17 protein-coding genes and 1 pseudogene are annotated in these 19,657 nt (G+C 73.0%); 6 read left to right on the top strand and 12 right to left on the bottom strand.

Features of this window, described 5'->3' with window-relative positions; genetic code table 11:
* Positions 1–87 precede the first annotated feature (87 nt).
* Positions 88–2,631: a glycoside hydrolase family 3 protein gene (locus AC4IJH_RS17395; protein WP_490852638.1), complete on the top strand. Its 2,544-nt coding sequence runs from the start codon at positions 88–90 to the stop codon at positions 2,629–2,631.
* Between the two features lie 24 nt (positions 2,632–2,655).
* Here AC4IJH_RS17395 and AC4IJH_RS17390 read toward each other — a convergent pair whose 3' ends face one another.
* Together AC4IJH_RS17390 and AC4IJH_RS17385 are read right to left on the bottom strand one after the other, a co-directional pair.
* Positions 2,656–3,357 (bottom strand): DUF4097 family beta strand repeat-containing protein, encoded by a 702-nt coding sequence (locus tag AC4IJH_RS17390; RefSeq protein WP_490852637.1) that lies wholly within the window; start codon positions 3,355–3,357, stop codon positions 2,656–2,658.
* Positions 3,358–3,466: 109 nt separating this feature from the next.
* Entirely contained in the window at positions 3,467–4,396 is a 930-nt protein-coding gene (locus AC4IJH_RS17385) for an SGNH/GDSL hydrolase family protein (RefSeq protein WP_490852636.1), read from the bottom strand.
* 323 nt (positions 4,397–4,719) lie between these two features.
* Between AC4IJH_RS17385 and AC4IJH_RS17380 the strand changes: the two genes are divergently transcribed.
* Together AC4IJH_RS17380 and AC4IJH_RS17375 are read left to right on the top strand one after the other, a co-directional pair.
* Positions 4,720–5,214, top strand: a complete 495-nt coding sequence (locus AC4IJH_RS17380) for a DUF3145 domain-containing protein (protein ID WP_490852635.1) — start codon at positions 4,720–4,722, stop codon at positions 5,212–5,214.
* Between the two features lie 51 nt (positions 5,215–5,265).
* Positions 5,266–6,144: an NAD(P)-dependent oxidoreductase gene (locus AC4IJH_RS17375; RefSeq protein ID WP_490852634.1), complete on the top strand. Its 879-nt coding sequence runs from the start codon at positions 5,266–5,268 to the stop codon at positions 6,142–6,144.
* Between the two features lie 71 nt (positions 6,145–6,215).
* Here the strand turns inward: AC4IJH_RS17375 and AC4IJH_RS17370 are convergent, their stop codons facing one another.
* The 5 genes from AC4IJH_RS17370 to AC4IJH_RS17350 form a co-directional block, all read right to left on the bottom strand.
* On the bottom strand, positions 6,216–7,481 hold the full coding sequence (locus AC4IJH_RS17370) for a beta-ketoacyl-[acyl-carrier-protein] synthase family protein (RefSeq protein ID WP_490852633.1): 1,266 nt from the start codon (positions 7,479–7,481) through the stop codon (positions 6,216–6,218).
* 76 nt (positions 7,482–7,557) lie between these two features.
* Entirely contained in the window at positions 7,558–7,806 is a 249-nt protein-coding gene (locus AC4IJH_RS17365) for an acyl carrier protein (RefSeq protein ID WP_490852632.1), read from the bottom strand.
* 134 nt (positions 7,807–7,940) lie between these two features.
* Positions 7,941–8,987, bottom strand: coding sequence for a ketoacyl-ACP synthase III (locus tag AC4IJH_RS17360; protein WP_490852631.1), 1,047 nt, complete (start codon positions 8,985–8,987; stop codon positions 7,941–7,943).
* Positions 8,988–9,000: 13 nt separating this feature from the next.
* Positions 9,001–9,942, bottom strand: a complete 942-nt coding sequence (locus tag AC4IJH_RS17355) for an ACP S-malonyltransferase (protein WP_490852630.1) — start codon at positions 9,940–9,942, stop codon at positions 9,001–9,003.
* An 89-nt stretch (positions 9,943–10,031) separates the two neighbouring features.
* Positions 10,032–11,216: a PucR family transcriptional regulator gene (locus tag AC4IJH_RS17350; protein ID WP_490852629.1), complete on the bottom strand. Its 1,185-nt coding sequence runs from the start codon at positions 11,214–11,216 to the stop codon at positions 10,032–10,034.
* 144 nt (positions 11,217–11,360) lie between these two features.
* Between AC4IJH_RS17350 and AC4IJH_RS17345 the strand changes: the two genes are divergently transcribed.
* Positions 11,361–12,059, top strand: coding sequence for a pirin family protein (locus AC4IJH_RS17345; protein ID WP_490852628.1), 699 nt, complete (start codon positions 11,361–11,363; stop codon positions 12,057–12,059).
* A gap of 24 nt (positions 12,060–12,083) precedes the next feature.
* Here AC4IJH_RS17345 and AC4IJH_RS17340 read toward each other — a convergent pair whose 3' ends face one another.
* The gene (locus tag AC4IJH_RS17340; protein ID WP_490852627.1) at positions 12,084–12,902 is read right to left on the bottom strand and encodes a serine hydrolase domain-containing protein; all 819 of its coding nucleotides are present in this window, start codon (positions 12,900–12,902) and stop codon (positions 12,084–12,086) included.
* A 113-nt stretch (positions 12,903–13,015) separates the two neighbouring features.
* On the opposite strand from AC4IJH_RS17340, the gene AC4IJH_RS17335 reads away from it, so the two are divergent.
* Together AC4IJH_RS17335 and AC4IJH_RS17330 are read left to right on the top strand one after the other, a co-directional pair.
* On the top strand, positions 13,016–13,480 hold the full coding sequence (locus AC4IJH_RS17335) for a MerR family transcriptional regulator (protein WP_490852626.1): 465 nt from the start codon (positions 13,016–13,018) through the stop codon (positions 13,478–13,480).
* Between the two features lie 52 nt (positions 13,481–13,532).
* A complete protein-coding gene (locus tag AC4IJH_RS17330) occupies positions 13,533–14,564 on the top strand; it encodes an aldo/keto reductase (RefSeq protein WP_490852684.1) in 1,032 nt (343 codons plus the stop codon).
* 14 nt (positions 14,565–14,578) lie between these two features.
* Here the strand turns inward: AC4IJH_RS17330 and AC4IJH_RS17325 are convergent.
* The 4 genes and pseudogenes from AC4IJH_RS17325 to AC4IJH_RS17310 all read right to left on the bottom strand — a co-directional run.
* A pseudogene (locus AC4IJH_RS17325) lies at positions 14,579–15,694 on the bottom strand (acyltransferase family protein); the annotation flags it as partial.
* A 391-nt stretch (positions 15,695–16,085) separates the two neighbouring features.
* The gene (locus AC4IJH_RS17320) at positions 16,086–17,234 is read right to left on the bottom strand and encodes an alpha/beta hydrolase (protein ID WP_490852625.1); all 1,149 of its coding nucleotides are present in this window, start codon (positions 17,232–17,234) and stop codon (positions 16,086–16,088) included.
* Positions 17,235–17,424: 190 nt separating this feature from the next.
* Positions 17,425–18,105, bottom strand: a complete 681-nt coding sequence (locus AC4IJH_RS17315; protein WP_490852624.1) for a response regulator — start codon at positions 18,103–18,105, stop codon at positions 17,425–17,427.
* Positions 18,102–19,454 carry a sensor histidine kinase gene (locus AC4IJH_RS17310; RefSeq protein WP_490852623.1) on the bottom strand — a complete coding sequence of 451 codons (1,353 nt, stop codon included), beginning with the start codon at positions 19,452–19,454 and terminating at the stop codon, positions 18,102–18,104. The genes AC4IJH_RS17315 and AC4IJH_RS17310 overlap by 4 nt, the downstream gene beginning before the upstream one ends.
* Positions 19,455–19,657: the final 203 nt, after the last annotated feature.

The following is a 19,657-nucleotide window of genomic DNA, read 5'->3' as shown; positions in this document are numbered from 1 at the left end:
CATCACCATTCGAACCGGGGCCCGCAAAGCCCCACTTCGGGGAGTGCCGTATCCGGCCGTATGCAAGCCGCATGCAAGGAGCGCCGTATGACCGACCGCGAGCGGGACCAGGAGCGGGGCGGGGTCCGCGCCCCATCCCTCGGCGGCGCCGCCGCGACCCTCGGCAGCGCCGCCGACGCCGAGCGCGCCGCGGCAGTCGAACGCGCCCTGGCCGCGCTCGACCTGGACACCAAGGCCCGTCTGCTGTCCGGCCAGGACATGTGGACCCTGCCCGCCGTCCCCGCGATCGGACTGCGCTCCCTGGTCATGTCGGACGGCCCCATCGGTGTACGCGGCCGGCAGTGGAGCGCCAAGGAGCCCTCCGTCGCCCTGCCCAGCCCCACCGCGCTCGCCGCCACCTGGGACCCGGAGCTCGCCCGGCGCGCGGGCCGGCTCCTCGCCCAGGAGGCCCGCCGCAAGGGCGTCCACGTCCTGCTGGCGCCCACCGTCAACCTGCACCGCTCCCCGCTGGGCGGGCGCCACTTCGAGTGCTATTCGGAGGACCCGTATCTGACCGGCGCGATCGGCGCGGGCTACGTTTCGGGCGTACAGGACGGCGGCGTCGGCGCGACCGTCAAGCACTTCGTGGGCAACGACGCCGAGACCGACCGCTTCACCGTCGACAACCGCATCGCCCCGCGCCCGCTGCGCGAGCTGTATCTCGCCCCCTTCGAGCACATCGTCGCCGCCGCCCGCCCCTGGGCCCTGATGACCGCCTACAACCAGGTCAACGGCGCCACGATGACCGAGCACCGCCACCTCGTACAGGAAGTCCTGCGCGGCGAGTGGGGTTTCGACGGCTGCAACGTCTCCGACTGGACGGCGGCCCGCGACACCGTGCGCGCCCTGCGCGGCGGCCTGGACATCGCCATGCCGGGCCCGCGGACGGTCTTCGGCGCCCCGCTGGCCCGTGCCGTGCGCGAGGGCAGGGTCGGTGAGAGCGCGGTGGACGACGCGGTGCGCCGGGTACTGCTGCTGGCAGCCCGCGCGGGCTGCCTCGATACGGCCCCCGCGGCCGTGGCCCCGCAGGAGCTGCCCGCGCGCGTCGACGGCCGCGCGACGGCCCGCGAGATCGCCCGCCGCTCCTTCGTCCTGCTGCGCAACGAGCCGGTACGCCAAGGGAGTCCGGCCCGCGCACTGCCCCTGGAGGCGACCGCCCTGCGCTCGGTCGCGGTGATCGGCGCCGCCGCCCGGCAGGCCCGCGTGCTCGGCGGCGGCTCGGCCACCGTCTTCCCCGAGCGTGTCGTCTCCCCGCTCCAGGGCCTGCGCGCCGCCCTCCCCGAGGACGTCGAGGTCACCTTCGCCGTCGGCGCCGACCCGCGCACCAAAGTCCCCCACGCCCGCGAGGGCTTCGAGCTGCGCGCCCGCTATCTGGACGCCGAGGGCCGCCTTTTGGCCGAGCAGCCGCAGCCCGACGGCAAGGTGCAGGCGCTGGGCGGCTTCCCCGAGGGCGTCACCCCGCACTCCCTCGCCCGTATCGAACTCACCGGCACCTTCACCCCGCAGACCACCGGCATCCACACCTTCTCCGTCGCCGGCAGCGGCGATCTGCGGCTGACGGTCGACGGCCGTGTGCTGTTCGAGGACCGCTCCACGCCGAGCGGCGAGGACCCGTTCGAAGCGTTCATGAACCCCGCCGAGCGCCGGGTCCAGGCCCGCCTGAGCGCGGGCGGCCCGCTTCAGGTCACCCTGCGCTACACCCCGCTCAGCCTCGGACCCGCCGAGGACATGACCGCGCTGACCTTCGCACTCGGCCATCTGGAGCCGCAGCGCGACCCCGAGGAGGAACTGGCCGAGGCGGTGCGCACGGCCTCCGCCGCCGACGCCGCGATCGTGGTCCTGGCCACCACCGAAGAGGTCGAGTCCGAGGGCTGGGACCGCACGGACCTCAGGCTCCCGGGCCGCCAGGACGACCTGGTCGCCCGCATCGCCGCCGCCAACCCGCACACCGTCGTGGTCGTCAACTCCGGCTCCCCGGTGGAGCTCCCCTGGCGCGAGCGGGTCCCCGCGGTCCTGCTGAGCTGGTTCCCCGGCCAGGAGGCCGGCCACGCCCTGGCCGACGTCCTGCTGGGCGCCCACGAGCCGGGCGGTCGGCTGCCCACGACCTGGCCGGCCCGCCTGGCGGACGCCCCGGTCACCCAGGTCACCCCGATCAACGGCCAACTCCCGTACGAGGAAGGGGTGTTCATCGGCTACCGCGCCTGGGAGCAGGCCGCGGCGAAGCCCGCGTACCCCTTCGGGCACGGCCTGGGCTACACCGACTGGGCGTACGAATCCCTCCGGGCCACCCCCACCACCGCCACGGTCCGGGTGCGCAACACCGGCACCCGCCCCGGCCGCGAGGTCGTGCAGATCTATCTCGCGCCCGTCCACGACGGCGTCCGGCGCCCCGCCCGCAGGCTCGCCGGTTTCGCCTGTGTGCAGGCCGCGCCCGGCGAGGTCGTCCAGGCCGAGATCGCCCTGCCGCGCCGGGCCTTCGAGATCTGGGACCAGGCCGCCCACGGCTGGCGCTTCATCGAGGGGACCTACGCCATCGAGGCCGCCCGCAGCGTCACCGACCGCCGGCTGGCCGCGGAGGTCACCGTCGACTGAGAGCCCCGCCCCGCCCTGGTGCGCTCAGGAGGAGCGCACCAGGATGTTCCCGCCGCTGGAGTGCGCCTTGACCTTGTGCCGGGCCTTGTCGCTGGAGGGGACGTCCACCTTGCGGCTGCCGCCGTCGGTGGACGCGTCGATGGCGTAGTCGCCCCGCGGCAGGCGCAGATCGACATTGCCTCCGCTGGTGGTCCCCTCCAACTGGTCCGGCGCCTCGTTGAAGGCGGCGATCACATCCCCGCCGTCGGTGTGCATCTTCACCTTCCGCGCCGCGGAGTCCCGGACCTCGACATCGCCGCCGCTGCTGCGCGCCGCGATGGTCCCCGAGGTGCCGCGCACGGACACATCGCCGCCCTCGGTGTCCAGGTCGGCCGCCGCCGACCGCGGCACCGTCACCTCGAAGCTCACATTGCAGGTGCCTTCCTTGCTCCCGCAGTCGTCCTGCTCGAGCGTCAGCCTGCCGCCCTTGAGGGAGTGCTGGGTCCGGGGCTTGCGCTCGGTGTACTCGTACTTCTCCGTCACCCGCACCTTGCCGTCGGCCTCGTCGCCGCCCACGACGCGGATGTTGCCGCCCAGCGAGGCGGCCGAGACCGCCGAGACCTTGCCGTCCACCGTGTAGGTGCGCTCGCCCTTCTGCGTCTCCTGGATCAGTGAGCAGCCGGTGGCCACCAGCGTCAGCGCCGTGGCGGCCAGGGCGATACGGGCGGTGCGGCGGTGTGCGGTCATGGTGGTGCGTCCCCCAGAGAACTGCGGCAGTCAGGTCGAGTCTCCATGGTGGCGGGCCGAGGGGCCCCGGGCCGTCGCCGCCAGGGACGATCTTGCCGCTCGCGATCCCTTAAGGGGTCCCGGATTCTTCCCGGGTGATCTCCCGGTACGCCATCTCCGCCAGCTCCCGCTGCCCCTGCTTGCTGGGGTGGAACCAGTCCCAGGCGCTCAACTGCCCAGCGGTGAAGCGGTAGTCGAAGACCGCCTTGTCGTAGCGGCACAGCCCGTCCTTGGCGCAGACGTCCTTGAGCGCCGCGTTGTACGCCACCACCCGGTCCTGGACGCTCTTGCGCCGCTGGACCGCGGCCGGTCCCAGGTCGTCGGGCGCCCGCAGCATCGACTGGCAGATCCCCAGCTTCCACACGTCCTTGCTCGCCTGACTCTTACGACCCTCCTCCCACAGCCGCATCAGATCCGGCACCCCGGCCACATACACCTGCGTCTTGGGCAGCGCCTGCCGCAGCTTCTTCAGCGAGGCCTCGAACTCCGCGCGGAAGGAGGCCGCCGGGGTCATGGCCGAGACGTCGCTGCGGCACGCGTCGTTGGCGCCGATCAGCACCGTGACCAGCTCGGGCCGGTGCTCGATGGCGGCGTCGACCTGCCCGGGCAGATCCGCGACGACGGCCCCGGTCTTGGCCAGGTTCCAGCTGTGCGTGGCGGGCGTCTTCACCAGTCGCCGCGCCAGGCTGCCGACCTGCGGGTCGGTGCCGGTGGCCCAGGAGACCTCGAGGCAGTCCGCGAGCACGGTGCAGGCGTCGAAGGCGACGGTGATGGAGTCGCCGAGCGCCGCGATCGAGGCGGGGCGGGTCTTCCAGGCGGACGCGGCGGAGGGGCGCTTCGCCGCGGTACCGCCCTGCGGCGAGGGGGAGTTGCCGCCTCCCGAAGGGTCGCCGCAAGCGGTCAAGGGCAGCAGCAGAGCGGTCGCGGTGAGTGTGCGGACCGCGGCGGTCCGGGGGCGGATTCGTGGAATTCGCCGAAAGGGCCGACCGATCTTCGCCATCCCCTGTCCCCTCCGACGTGCGAGTGATATCTCTTCCGGGACCGACCGTACGTCACTCCCCGGCCGTCGCCGCGCGGTAGCTTTGCCGAGACAGTCGGGCGGCGACCCGAAGTGGCAAGTGCAGTCGGCACGGACAAATTACATCACGTCATTTCCTGTCCCTTTTGCGGCAAATTGGGGCTAATGGTGTTTACTGTTGGTAACCTCGCAAGCTGGTGCCGAAGTGATCATTGGGGCAGAATGAGCGCAGCTGTCCCGGCCGCTACCGGAACGGGCACGAGGCCGCTGGGGAAGGCGAACCTCGAACCGTACTGGAGGTCCCGGTGACGACACGTGGAGTTCTGTACGTCCACTCCGCTCCGCGCGCGCTGTGCCCGCACGTCGAATGGGCCGTGGCGGGCGTCCTCGGTGTGCGCGTCAATCTCGACTGGATCCGCCAGCCCGCGTCTCCCGGCACCTGGAGAGCGGAGTTCTCCTGGCAGGGTGAATCGGGCACCGCCTCCAAACTCGCCTCCGCGCTGCGCGGCTGGCACCTGCTGCGCTTCGAGGTCACCGCGGAGCCCTGCGCCACCGCCGAGGGCGAGCGCTACAGCTCCACCCCCGAGCTGGGCATCTTCCACGCCGTCACCGGCATCCACGGCGACATCCTCATCCCCGAGGACCGGCTGCGCGCCGCCCTGGCCCGCTCCTCGCGCGGCGAGACGGACCTGCAGGCCGAGGTCGCCAAGCTGCTCGGCAAGCCCTGGGACGACGAACTGGAACCCTTCCGCTACGCCGGCGAGGGCGCCCCGGTCCGCTGGCTCCACCAGGTCGTCTGACCGCTCCTGGCGCCTTGCCCTGGAGTGCACTCCAGGCCTTAGCGTGCGGGCATGGCTGACAACTTCGCGGTGGCCGTTCTGGGCACCGGAATCATGGGCGCGGCGATGGCCCGCAATCTCGCCGGGGCCGGGCTCACGGTCCGGGCCTGGAACCGTACCCGCGCCAGGGCCGAGCCGCTGGCCGCCGACGGCATCCAGGTCACCGACAGCGCGGCCGAGGCGGTGCGCGGCGCGGACGCCGTGGTGACCATGCTGCTGGACGGCCCCGCCGTACTCGACGCGATGCGCTCGGCGGCGCCCGCCCTCGGTCCCGGCACGGTCTGGGTCCAGACGAGCACGGTGGGCGCGCAGGCCGTGGCGCCGCTCGCCGCATTCGCCCGCGAGCACGGCGCGGTGCTGGTCGACGCCCCCGTACTGGGCAGCAAACTGCCCGCGGAGAAAGGGCAGTTGACGGTGTTCGCGGCCGGACCGCACGAGGCCAGGGGCGTGGCCGACCGGGTCCTGGACGCCGTGGGGCAGCGCACGCTGTGGGTCGGCGAGGACGCCGCCGCGGGCACCGCCAGCCGCCTCAAGCTGGTCTTCAACAGCTGGGTACTGTCCGTGATCAACGCGACGGGGGAGGCCCTGGCGCTCGCCGAGGGCCTGGAGGTGGACCCCCGGGCCTTCCTCCAGGCGGTGGCCGGCGGGCCGCTGGACTCGCCCTACCTCCAGTCGAAGGCGGAGCTGATCCTCAGCGGCGACTTCTCGCCGAGTTTCACCGTCTCGGCGGCCCGCAAGGACGCGGCGCTGATCGGGAACGCGGCCCGGGAGGCGGGTCTGCGGCTGGATCTCGCGGCGGCCTGTGCCGAGCGGTTCCGGCGGGCCCAGGAGCAGGGGCACGGCGACGAGGACGGCGCCGCGGCGTACTTCGCCAGCTTCGTGGAGGGCTGAGGGAAACAGGGACGCGAAGGCCCGCCCGGTCACCGGGCGGGCCTTCGTCGGATACGCGGGTGCGCGCGGGCTCAGACGGTACGGAACGCCAGCACGACGTTGTGGCCGCCGAAGCCGAAGGAGTCGTTCAGCGCCGCGATGCGGCCCTCGGCGGGCAGCGCGCGGGCCTCGCCGCGCACGATGTCCGCGTCCGCCTCGGGGTCGAGGTTCTCCACGTTGATCGTCGGCGGGGCCACACGGTTGTAGAGCGCCAGGATCGAGGCCACGGTCTCCACGCCGCCGGCGCCGCCGAGCAGGTGCCCGGTCATCGACTTGGTGGCGGAGATCGCCATGTGGTCGACATCGTCGCCGAAGACCTTGCGCAGGCCCTTGAGCTCGGCCAGGTCGCCCTGCGGGGTCGAGGTGGCGTGCGCGTTGACGTGCACGATCTCGGCGGGGTCCAGGTCGGTGTTGCTCAGCAGGTTCTGCAGCGCGTGCGCGATGCCGTTGCCGGAGGGCTCGGGCTGCACGATGTCGTGGCTGTCGGCGGAGATGCCCTGGCCGACGGCCTCGGCGTACACCTTGGCACCGCGCTTGGCGGCGTGCTCGGCCGACTCCAGCACGATCACGCCGGAGCCCTCGCCCATCACGAAGCCGTTGCGCCCGGCGTCGTAGGGACGGGAGGCGCCCTGCGGGTCGTCGTTGTTCTTCGACATCGCCATCATGTTGCCGAACGCGGCCATGGGCAGCGGGTGGATCGCCGCCTCGGTGCCACCGGCGACGACGACGTCGGCGCGGCCCGTACGGATCATCTCGATCGCGTAGCCGATCGCCTCGGCGCCGGACGCGCAGGCGCTGACCGGGGTGTGCACACCGGCGCGGGCGTTGACCTCCAGGCCCACGTTGGCGGACGGGCCGTTGGGCATCAGCATCGGGACGGTGTGCGGGGAGACGCGGCGGACGCCCTTCTCCTTGAGCACGTCGTACTGGCCGAGCAGGGTGGTCACGCCGCCGATACCGGAGGCGATGACCGCGCCCAGGCGGTCCGGGTCCACGGAGGAGTCCTCGCCGGCCCGGGCGGTGAAGCCCGCGTCGGCCCAGGCCTCACGGGCCGCGATCAGCGCGAACTGCGCCGAGCGGTCCAGCTTGCGGGCCTGCGGGCGGGGGATGACCTCGCCGGGGTCCACAGCGGCCCGCGCGGCGATACGGACGGGCATCTCTGCCGCCCAGTCGTCTTCGAGAAGGCTGACGCCGGAGCGTCCGGCGACCAGGCCCTCCCAGGTCGATGCGCTGTCGCCACCCAGCGGTGTGGTTGCGCCGATACCGGTGACGACCACGGTGCGATTGGTCGCATTCACGGGGTTTCTTACTCCACGGGTAGAGGGTTGAGAAGCTACGGCGCCACCGCGGGGTGGCGACATGCGCGGGACTGGATCAGCCCTGGTGCTTGAGGATGTAGTCGGTCGCGTCGCCGACGGTCTTGAGGTTCTTGACGTCGTCGTCCGGGATCTTCACGTCGAAGCGCTCTTCGGCGGCGACGACGACCTCGACCATGGACAGCGAGTCGACGTCCAGGTCGTCGGTGAAGGACTTGTCCGTCTGGACGTCCTCAACGGGGATCCCGGCGATCTCGTTAACGATCTCGGCGAGACCGGCGACGATCTCTTCCTGAGTGGCGGCCATGATGGCGCTCCTTCGATTATTTCCAGTGGCAGCGCCGTTGTGAACGCTGCACGAATTACGTAATGCGGTGAAGCTCTGGGCGACGGCCCACGGGCCGGGGACGTACGGATACGCCCGCGGCACGCAGATCGTGCCTAGGGGAGGGTAACGACCGTCGCGGCGTACACGAGACCCGCCCCGAAGCCGATGACCAGCGCGGTGTCGCCGCTCTTGGCCTGTCCGGTCGCCAGCAGCCGCTCCATGGCGAGCGGAATGGAGGCGGCCGAGGTGTTGCCGGTGGTCTCCACGTCACGGGCGACCGTGACGCTCTCCGGCAGTTTCAGAGTCTTCACCATCGAGTCGATGATCCGCATGTTGGCCTGGTGCGGGATGAAGACGTCCAGGTCCTCCGGGCTGACCCCGGCCGCGTCCAGCGCCTGCTGGGCGACCTTGGCCATCTCGAAGACGGCCCAGCGGAAGACCGCCTGGCCCTCCTGGGTGATGGCGGGGTAACGGACCTCGTCCAGGGCCGGGCGGGCCTCGGGGCCGTCACCGCCGGGGACCGGGGTGGGGCGGTAGGCGTCCCAGGCGACCGTCTGCTTGATCGTCTCGGACTTGTCGCCCTCCGAGCCCCACACGGTCGGGCCGATCGAGGGCTCGTTGGCGGGGCCGACGACCACCGCTCCGGCGCCGTCGCCGAAGAGGAAGGCGGTTGCGCGGTCCTTGAGGTCGGTCAGGTCCGAGAGCCGCTCCACGCCGATGACCAGCACGTACTCGGCGCTGCCGTCGGTGACCATGCCCTTGGCGAGGGTGAGGCCGTAGCCGAAGCCCGCGCAGCCCGCCGAGATGTCGAAGGCGGCCGGCTTGCCCGCGCCGACGCGGTGGGCGATCTCGGTCGCGATGGCCGGGGTCTGCTTGAAGTGCGAGACGGTCGAGACGATCACCGCGCCGATCTGCTCGGGCGTGATCCCGGCATCGGCGATCGCCTTGCCGGAGGCCTCCACGGACATCGAGGCGACGGTCTCCTCCGGGCCCGCCCAGTGGCGGGTGGCGATGCCGGACCGCGAGCGGATCCACTCGTCGGAGGAGTCGATGTGCTTGAGGATCTCCTCGTTGGGCACCACACGGGTCGGGCGGTAGCCGCCCACGCCGAGAATGCGCGCGTACGGGGCGCCCTTGGCAGGCTTGATCTTCGAGGTCATGCTCGGCTGGCTCCTATTCGGCCGGGGAAGCGTGCTCGGCGATCAGCGTGCGGGCCGCGTCGAGGTCGTCGGGGGTCTTCAGGGCGAGGGTCTGCACACCGGGCAGGGCGCGCTTGGCCAGACCGACGAGGGTGCCGCCCGGGGCCACCTCGATGATCGCGGTGACGCCGAGCTCCTTGAAGGTCTCCATGCACAGGTCCCAGCGCACGGGGCTGGCCACCTGGCCCACCAGGCGCTGGACCATCTCCTGGCCGGAGGTGACGGCCCGGCCGTCCTTGTTGGAGACCTGGCGGGTGTGCGGATCGGCGGCGGCCAGCTCCTTGACCGCGGCCTCCAGGCTCGCCACGGCGGGCGCCATGTGGCTGGTGTGGAACGCTCCGGCCACCTTCAGCGGCACGACCCGGCGGGTGCCCTCGGGCTTGTCCTCGGCCAGCGCCGCCAGCTGCTCGGCGGTGCCCGCGGCCACGATCTGGCCCGCGCCGTTGACGTTCGCCGGGGTCAGGCCGAGCTTCTCCAGGTGCGGCAGGACGACGTCCTGCTCGCCGCCCAGCAGCGCCGACATGCCCGTCTCGGTGACCGCGGCGGCCTCGGCCATGGCCAGGCCGCGCGTGCGCACCAGGCGCAGGGCGGCCTCGTCCGGCAGCACACCGGTCAGCGCGGCCGCTGCCAGCTCGCCCACGCTGTGTCCGGCGGCGGCGCCGACCTGGCGGGCGAAGTCCTCGCCGCTGGGGAAGAGCTGCCGTGCGGAGACCAGCGAGGCCGCCACCAGCAGGGGCTGCGCCACGGCGGTGTCGCGGATCTCGTCCGCGTCGGCGTTCGTGCCGTAGTGGACCAGGTCCAGGTCGATGGCGGCCGACCACTCACGGAGCCGGTCTTCGACACCGGGGAGGTCGAGCCAGGGGGTCAGGAAGCCGGGCGTCTGAGCGCCTTGGCCGGGAGCGACGAGTACGAGCACCCTCACACTCTCTCTTGTGGGAGGTCCCGCCCGCCCGTGGGGACAGGGACGAAGAACCATCAGGGGAATTGTTGGTGTTCGACAAAAGTCTAGGGCTGCGCCTCACGGTCTGCTAGACGCCCCAGGATCAGTGCGATACGCAGAGTGAAGGCGGAGCGTACGTCGGAGGGTGACCAGCCGGTGACGTCCGTCACACGTCGCAGCCGGTAGCGCACGGTGTTGGGGTGCACGAACAGCATCCGCGCCGCCCCCTCCAGGCTGCTGGCCTGTTCCAGATACACGCTCAGCGTCTCCAGCAGGGCCGAGCCCGCCTCTTCCAGCGGTCTGTAGATCTCCTCCACCAGCTGGTCGCGGGCCACCGGGTCCGAGGCCATCGCGCGCTCCGGCAGCAGGTCGTCGGAGAGCACCGGGCGGGGCGCGTCCGGCCAGGCGGCACACGCCCGCAGCCCGGCCGCGGCGGCCTGCGCCGAGCGGGTCGCGGCCAGCAGGTCGGAGACCACGGGCCCGGCCACCACGGGCCCCGCGGCGTACGGCCCGATCAGCGCCTTGGCCGCCTTGAGCGGGTCGTCCGAGCCGCCCGCGATGACCACCAGGCGGGAGCCCAGGACGCCGGTGAGCACCTGGAGCTTGGCGTGCCGGGCGGCCCGCCGGATCGCCTCCACCGTCAGTTCGCTGTCCCCGTCGGGGGCCGTACCCAGCACGACACAGACGTGCTCGGGGGAGTTCCAGCCGAGCGCGGCCGCGCGGGAGACGGCGCCCTCGTCGGCCTCGCCCGAGAGCACGGCGTTGACCACCAGCGACTCCAGGCGGGCGTCCCAGGCGCCGCGGGCCTCGGCGGCCTGCGCGTAGACCTGCGCGGTGGCGAAGGCGATCTCCCGGGCATAGACCAGCAGCGCCTCGCGCAGCACCGATTCGTCGCCCGGGGCGGCCACGTCGTCGATGGCCGCCTCCATGACCTCGATGGTCGTACGGACCATCTCCACGGTCTGGCGCAAAGTGATCGCCCGGGTCAGCTCGCGCGGCGCCGTACCGAAGACGTCGGTGCTGATGGCCTGCGGGGTTTCCGGGTGCCGGAACCACTCGGTGAAGGCCGCGATGCCCGCCTGGGCGACCAGGCCGATCCAGGAGCGGTTCTCCGGCGGCATCGCGCGGTACCACGGCAGCTGCGCGTCCATGCGGGCAATGGCGTTGGCGGCCAGCTTGCCGGACGACTTCTCCAGCCGGCGGAGGGTCGCGGAGTGCGGGTGCGCGTCGTGCGATGCGGGTTCAGACACGGGGCCAAGCCTGCCTTATCGGGGGCGGGTGATGTCGCGGCGGGGCTACGGTGGGCCCATGCTGTCTTTGCCCGGGGTCGGCCCCCGGATCTGTGGCCGAGCCCCGCGGCTGACCGCGGCAACGACCCTACGAGGTGAATCCCGGTGACCGAAGCGCCGCGTGGGGCGTCGCTTCAGGTGCGCGCGGGTGACGAACGCTACCGGGGCGGGGACGCTGACGCGGGGATCGAGACTCTGCACGCCTTCTCCTTCGGGTCGCACTACGACCCGGACAACCTCCGCTTCGGCCCGATGGTGGCCTGCAACGAGGAGCGCCTGGCCCCCGGCGCGGGCTTCGCCGAACACCCGCACCGCGACACCGAGATCGTCACCTGGGTCATGGCGGGCGAGCTGACCCACCGCGACACCACCACCGGCCACGAGACGGTGGTACGCGCCGGTGACGTGCAGCGGCTCAGCGCGGCGGGCGGGGTCCGGCACGAGGAGCGCAACGAGGGACCCGAGCCGCTGCGGTTCCTGCAGATGTGGCTGACCCCCGTCGAATTCGGCGGGGAGCCCTCCTACGAGGTGGTGCGCGGCATCGCCGACGGCACCCCGTACGCCGTCCCGCGCGCGGCCTCGATGCTGCACATCAGGCGCCTGGTGGACGGGGAGCGCACGGCGGTGCCGGACGCGGCGCGGGTCTACGTGCACGTGGTGCGGGGCGGCGCGGTGCTGGGCGAGAGCAAGCTGGCGGCCGGCGACGCCGCGCGCATCACGGACGCGCGGGGCGTCGAGGCCAGGGCGCTGGGCGCCACCGAGCTGCTGCTCTGGGAACTGCCGGCCGAGCCGGTGTACGGGTAGGTCCGGTTCCCCGGGCTTGGGGGATCAGCGCAGTTCGGCCAGGACCGCGTCGGTCAGCGGCGGCCAGACCTCGACCGCCCACGGGCCGAACGCCCGGTCCGTCAGCGCCACACAGGCCGCGCCCACGGCGGGGTCCACCCACAGGAACGTGCCCGACTGGCCGAAGTGCCCGTACGTCCGCGGCGAGGACGAACTCCCGGTCCAGTGCGGCGACTTGGCGCCGCGGATCTCGAAGCCCAGGCCCCAGTCGTTGGGCTCCTGGCGGCCGTAGCCGGGCAGCACGCCCGTCAGGCCGGGGAAGACCACCGAGGTCGCCTCCGCCAGGGTCTGGGGGGAGAGCAGGCGCGGGGCCTGGAGCTCGGCGGCGAAGCGGACCAGGTCCGTGACGGTGGAGACGCCGTCCTTGGCGGGGGAGCCGGCCAGCTCGGTGGAGGTCATGCCCAGCGGTTCGAGGACCGCCTCGTGCAGGTAGCGCGCGAAGGGGATGTCGGTGGCCTTGGCGATGTGGTCGCCCAGCACCTCGAAGTTCGCGTTGGAGTAGATACGGCGGGTGCCCGGCGCGGCCATCACCCGGTGCTCGTCGAAGGCCAGGCCCGAGGTGTGCGCGAGCAGATGGCGGACCGTGGACCCGGCGGGCCCGGCCGGCTCGTCCAGCTCCACCGCACCCTCCTCGACCGCCAGCAGCGCGGCGTAGGCGGCGAGCGGCTTGGTGACCGAGGCCAGCGGGAAGCGGTGGTCCACGGGGCCGCAGGAACCGGCCACCGTACCGTCGGCTCGTACGACAGCGGCCGCGGCGGTCGGCACCGGCCAGGTCTCGATCAGCTTCAGACTCTGCAGGGACATGATCCGAGCCTAACCTCCCAAGATTGGGTCAAGACTTCGCTTGCTTGGAGTGCACTCCAAGTCTCTAGCGTTGGGGCCGTCGTGAGGGATCCGATCCTGCGAAGGGGTGCGACATGACGGTGGTGGACAGCGGACCGGCCAGGGTGGCCCGGTGCATGGGGATGATCGACCATCCCCGGCCGGACGGCCAGGACCAGTACACGATCAGCGAGGTCGCCCAGTACACCGGCCTGAGCGCGCACACCCTGCGCTGGTACGAGCGGATCGGGCTGATGCCGCACGTGGACCGCACCCACACCGGCCAGCGCCGCTTCAGCAACCGCGACCTGGACTGGCTGGACCTGGTGGGCAAACTGCGGCTGACCGGCATGCCGGTGGCCGACATGGTCCGCTACGCCGAACTCGTACGGGCCGGCCGGCACACCTTCGCCGACCGCGAGCAGCTGCTGACCGCCCACCGCGAGGACGTACGCCAAAAGCTCGCGGACCTGCAGAGCACCCTCATGGTCCTGGACCACAAGATCGAGATCTATGCGGACGCCCGACGTGAGTCCGAGGCGGTCTTCGAGAGCGTTTGAGAACGACACGGCCACGAACGAGATGGCCACGAACGGGATGGGTACGCACGGGATGAGCGCACAAGAGAGCCGCATCGAAGGCATCGGCACGGTCCGGCTGGGCACCGGCGGGCCGCGGACCGGCGTCCAGGGCCTGGGCTGCATGGGCATGAGCTACGGATACGGGCCCACCGACGCGGACGAGGCGCGGGCCACGCTGGAGCGCGCGCTGGAGCGGGGCGTCACGCTGTACGACACCGCCGACATGTACGGGGCGGGGGAGAACGAGAAGTTCCTCGCGCCCTTCGTCCGGGCGCACCGCGACGAGATCGTCCTGGCGACCAAGTTCGCGCTGGCCATCGACCCCGCCGACCCGACGCGGCGGCTGATCCGCAACGACCGCCCGTACATCCGCGCGGCCGTGGAGGCCAGCCTGCGGCGCCTGGGCGTGGACGAGATCGACCTGTACTACATGCACCGCCGCGATGTGCGCGTCCCCATCGAGGAGACGGTCGGCGCCATGGCCGAGCTGGTGGCCGAGGGCAAGGTCAAGCACCTGGGGCTGAGCGAGGTCACCGGCGGTGAGCTGCGCGCGGCGCACGCGGTGCACCCCATCGCGGCGGTGCAGTCGGAGTGGTCGCTCTTCAGCCGTGACATCGAGGCCAATGTGGTCCCGGCCGCGGCCGGGCTGGGCGTCGCCCTGGTGCCGTACTCGCCGCTCGGCCGCGGCCTGTTGACCGGTTCGTTCGTCGGCGCGGACCGGAAGCTGAGCGCGGACGACGCCCGCCTGCGGATGCCGCGCTTCACCGGGGAGAGCGCCGCGGCCAACGCCGCGCTCCTGGAGCCCGTGGGCAAGGTCGCCGCCGCCCACGGCGCCACGCCCGCACAGATCGCGCTGGCCTGGGTGCACCAGCGGGCACAGGTGCACGGCCTGACGGTGGTCCCCATCCCCGGTACGCGCAGCCGCCGCCGGCTGGAGGAGAACACCGACGCCGCCCGGATCGTGCTGGCCCCCGAGGAGCTGGCACTCCTGGAGCCGATCGCGGCCGCGGTGGCGGGCCCGCGGTACGCCGACATGGGGTTCACCTCCGCCGGGCGCGAGTAGCGGAAGCACCGACCCCCGCGCCACGGCCGCTCGAAGCGGCGGGCGAAGTGGCCGATCGCGATCAGTACGAGGGCGAACACGGGCATCCAGGCCAGGCGGGCCAGGAGCCAGCCCACGGTGTCGGGGGCGAGGGTCAGGCCGGGGACGTGCCCGAGGAAGGAAGCGGGCAGCGCGGCCGAGAACATCGCGGTCTGGTGCCAGCACAGGATCGTCATCGCCGACAGGTTGATGACGACGACCGGGGCCCACAGCGCGGGCCGCTTCAGCAGCCGCGCGATCCGGCCGCGCAGCAGGATCGCGGCGCCGGACTGCGCCGCGGCCAGCGCCAGGACGAGCAGCGACGGCGGGTGGGAGTTGGTGCGGGCCTCGCCGGGGACGCCGACCATGCTCAGCGGGTAGTGGAAGGCGATCAGCAGGGCGGCGAACAGGGCCGTGCCGCCCAGCAGCAGCGTCCGGGCGGCGCGCCCGCCGAGCTTGTTCTCGCCCCAGCAGACGCCGAGTTGGTAGGCGAACATCCAGCCGGGCAGCAGGTTGAGCAGGCTCAGCCAGGACGGCATGACCTCCGCGTACGGCCCGTAGCGCAGGAAGTCCACGACGGCGACGCAGGCCAGCAGGGGCGCCGCGGCCCAGGCGCCCATCTTCTGCGCGGCGCGCACGCAGTACGGGGTCAGCGCGGTGATCACGGTGTAGACGCCGACGAACCACAGCGGCTGGATCACCAGCGTGGAGCCGGTGCGCAGCGACGCCAGCGGCACTCCCAGCGCGTACAGGAGGGGGACCAGCGCGGCCCAGGTGGCGGTGACGCCCAGGACGGGACGGCCCAGCCGGGCCAGTCGGCCGCGCAGCCAGGTGCCGGTGGAGTGCCCGCGGGCGGCCGCCCGGCGGTAGGACAGCACCGACGCGTAGCCGCCGACCAGGAAGAAGATGCCGAGCATCTGCAGCACCCAGCTGGCGGGCGCGAGGAAGCCGAAGGTGGACAGCGGGCTGGCGTTGCGCAGCGCCCCGCCGGACTCCAGGGTGAAGCCGCCCAGCAGCCAGTGGCCCACCGGCACGGCGAGCAGCGCCAGCGCGCGCAGCCCGTCGATGGCGCGGTCGCGGTGGGCGGGGGTGCGGCGCTCGATGGCGTGCACCGCCTTGGCGACCGCGGCGCGCGGCGAGCGGCCGGTGCCGCGGGGGCGCCGGGCGGGGGCCGGGGCGGGGGTGGCTATGGGCTCGGCGGTGGGGGTGCCGGAGGGGGGACGTACCGGGGTGGGCGCCGGGGCGAGGGCCTCGGCAGGAGCCGCGGCGGTCGCGGACACCGGGACCGCGGCGGTCACCTCTGCGAGCGCCGCGGCGGTCACGGACGCGGGTCGGCGATCAGGCGTCGCTCCGGCGGCGCGATCGTGCGCGGTCTCGGGTGCGGCGGTGTCCGCGGTCCCGGGCAGGAGGATGGTGCTGGCCATGGCGGGTTCCTTGGAGTGGGGCGTCCACGCGGCGGGCGGACGGCGGGAGTTGGCGGTGTGGGGGCGCGGCGGGCCGCGCTCAGCGCACGTCGGCGTAGCGGCCGAGGGCGATCGCGGCGAAGCTGCGCAGGGAGTCGGTGCCGGGGGCGAGATAGCCGGTGTGGCCCTCGGCCCGGTCGGCCCGGACGCGGTGGGCGCCGAAGCCGGGGTCGGTGGGGTCGGTGCCGTGGCCCAGGCCCAGGAACTCGACGTTGGGGACGCTGCCGATCCAGTCGGAGGCGTCCCGCGCCGCCCACACCCGGGCGTCGGTGCGCAGGTCGGCCGCGCGGTCCGTACGCATCCCCGGCGAGCCGAAGACGACCAGGTCACGGACGCGGCCGGGGCCCGCCTGCGGGGCCGCCAGGCCGCAGAGCACCGAGCCGTAGCTGTGGCACAGCAGGGCGGGTGCCGGGGTGCCGGTGGCGGCCAGACCGGCCAGGAAGCGCGCCAGGCGCGGGGCGCCGGCCTCGGCGAGCCGGCCGGTGACGGCGTCCGGGCCCAGGCCCACCGGGGTGGTGTAGCCGGCCCAGGCGATCACGGCGGTGGGGGTGCCGGGCGCCTGCGCGGCCATCTGGGCGCGCAGCGACTTGGCCATCCCGGAGGGGGTGCCGTACCGGTCGTGCTCCCGGTCGAAGGAGGACAGGTCGATGTCGGAGCCGGGGACGACCACGGCGGTGCGCCGGGCCGTCGCCAAGTCCCCGTACACCTCGGCCAGTTGGCCGCGCTCGCGCGGGTCGAAGAGGAGGATCCGGCGGCCGGGCCGCAGCAGTTCGGCGTAGCGGCCGGCGAGCTCGCGGGCCCGCTGCCGGTCCCGGGAGGGCCGAGTGCTGTCCGCCGCGTGGGCCAGCTGCCGGTCCCGCTCGGCTTCAAGGGCGCGGGAGTTGGCGCGGTAGCGCAGCTGTACGGGGGCGCCGTCCAGGTTGCCGACGGTCATCGGGTGCCGGTCCGCCAGCTCCCGCTGCCGCGCCGGGCTCAGCGCGGCGAAGAAGCGCGCCACCTGGGCGGGGGAGGCGGTGGCCGGGTCGGGCAGCTGTTCACCGAGGCGGTGATCCGCGCGCCAGGCCGCGGCGCCGGGGGCGGGCCCGGTGACGGCCGGCTGCTCGTTGCCCGCCGCCCAGCCGCCGGTCCCCGCGACCACCATGGCCGCGAGTGCGGCGGTGATGAGCGTGCGCCTGGCTCGCTTGCGCATGGTGTGGTCTCCCTCTCCGTCGTGCGGTGACGGGGGGAAACGTAGGAAGGGGGTGTATGACGTGACGTCACACCGCGGGGCCAACTCCCGGGTGCTACCGGGGTAGGGGGTGCGCCGACCGCTCCTTCGCAGGCAGGAGCAGCCAGCCCCACCGGAGGGGTGGGGTTAACCCCAGGGCGGGTCCGCGACGTCAGCGATTGCCCGGTGAGACCAGGCCCGACTCGTACGCGAAGATCACGGCCTGCGCGCGGTCGCGCAGGTCCAACTTGGCCAGCACGCGCCCGATATGGGTCTTGACCGTCTGCTCGGCGAGCACCAGCTGCTGCGCGATCTCCTGGTTGGACAGCCCGCGCGCGATCAGACCCAGTACCTCGGTCTCACGCGGCGTCAGACCGTTGAGCCGCAGCGCGGTGCGGTCCTTGCGCGGCGCGGGCCGCTGCCGCGCGAAGTCGGCGATCAGCCGCCGGGTCACCGATGGGGCGAGCAGCGCCTCACCGGCCGCCACGACGCGCACGGCCGAGATCAGGTCGGCGGGCGGGGCGTCCTTGAGCAGGAAGCCCGAGGCCCCGGCGCGCAGCGCCTCGTACACATAGTCGTCCACGTCGAAGGTGGTCAGCATCAGCACCTTGGGGCGGTGGGTGACCCCGATGGGCGGGTCCAGCAGCTGACGGGCCGCCTCCAGCCCGTCCATCTCGGGCATACGGACATCCATCAGCACCACATCGGGGTGCGCCCGGCGGCTCAGCGCGACGCCCTGTACCCCGTCCGGCGCGTCACCGACGACGTCGATGTCGCTCTGCGCGGCGAGCAGCGCGGCGAAGCCCGCCCGCACCATGGCCTGGTCGTCAACGATGATCACGCGGGTGGTCATGCGGGGTCGGAGTCCTTTGCTGTCAGGGGCAGCCGGGCCGCGACGCGGAAGCCGCCGTCCGGCAGCGGACCGGTGTCCAGGGTGCCGCCGACCAACCGTACGCGCTCGCGCATACCGACCAGGCCGTGACCGGTGCCACTGGTCTCCAGGGGCGCTCTCTCCTGCGGTGGCGGGCCGTTGACGATCAGCACCGTCAGGCTCGTACGGTCCGTGGTGACCGAGACGCGGGTCTGTGCCCCGGGGGCATGCCGCACCACATTGGCCAGCGCCTCCTGCACGATGCGGTACGCCGACAGGTCCACCGCCTGCGGGGGCTCCTCGACGGCCCGGGTGAGCGACAACTCCACCGGCACACCGGCGCGTACGGTGCCCTCGACCAGCTTGGGCAGCTGCGCCAGGCCAGGCTGCGGGGACTTCTCCGGGCCGTCCGCCTGCCGGGCCCGCTCGGTCTCCTCGTTTCTGAGCACCCCCAGCAGACGGCGCATCTCGGCGAGGGACTCGCGCGCGGTCGCCGCGATCGTGCCGAACTCCTCCTCGGCCTCCTTGGGCAGTCCGCCGATGCGGTACGGGGCGCTGTCGGCCTGGACCGTGATCACCGACATGTGGTGGGCGACGACGTCGTGCAGCTCGCGGGCGATACGGGCGCGCTCCTCCAGCAGCGTACGGCGCGAGCGCTCGGCCTCGCTGATGGTCTCCTGCTCCACCAACTTGCGCTGGGCATCGCCCCGTTCGCGCAGCGCGCCGCCGACGACCAGTATCAGACCGCTGAGGATGAACAGCAGCAGATGGGTGGGGTTGCGGGACTGGTAGACCAGCTCGAAGACCAGCCCGGCCGCGCCCGTCGCCAGCCAGACCGCTATCAGGGTGCGGCGCGGCTCGCGCAGGCCTATGGCGAGCATCAGCAGGAGATAGCCGACGATGCCCATCGGCGTCCACGGCCAGGCGCGCCCGTCCAGCCCCGGTGCGTTGATCAGCGCGAAGCCGCCGACGACGTCCGCGGCGAAGATGACCCACCACGCCTGGAGCGGGCGGGTGACGATCATGAGCAGCGGCGCGGCCTGCGCGACGCCCAGCGCCCCGGCCAGGCCGCCGTTGATGCCGTAGTCGTTGAGCAGCACGGTGATGGTCACCGGCAGCAGGGTCGTGGCGAAGCCGAGGGCGATCACATACGGCAGCAGCCGCAGCCAGCGGCTGCGCACCCCGCCGAACAGCGGCCGCCCGGGCGACGAAGGGGAACCGAGGTCCTCGGCGAGCATCACGACGGCCCGGCGGCCGGCGCGCATCACGCGCCCACGCGGCACCGGGGCCTTGGCGGAGGGGGTCTTCGAGGACCGGGGTGATCTGAACATCGCCCGGCCAGCGTACGGGCGGGGCCGGGCGGGGCGCGTCATACCGCGGTGTGGGACGGGAGGTCATACCCGGGTATGGGACCTGTACCCCACACGCGCCGCCCCGGCCCCGTCACTCCCACCGGCCGCCCGTCGTCCCCCGCGTCACACACTGCGGCCCCAAGCGGCGCGGGGAACTGCGCGACCGGCCACGACGTGTCCGC

It is taken from the genome of Streptomyces sp. UF-297, assembly GCF_058245575.1.
The sequence above is the reverse complement of the archived record's forward strand: the minus strand, read 5'-3'. Positions and strand labels throughout refer to the sequence as shown.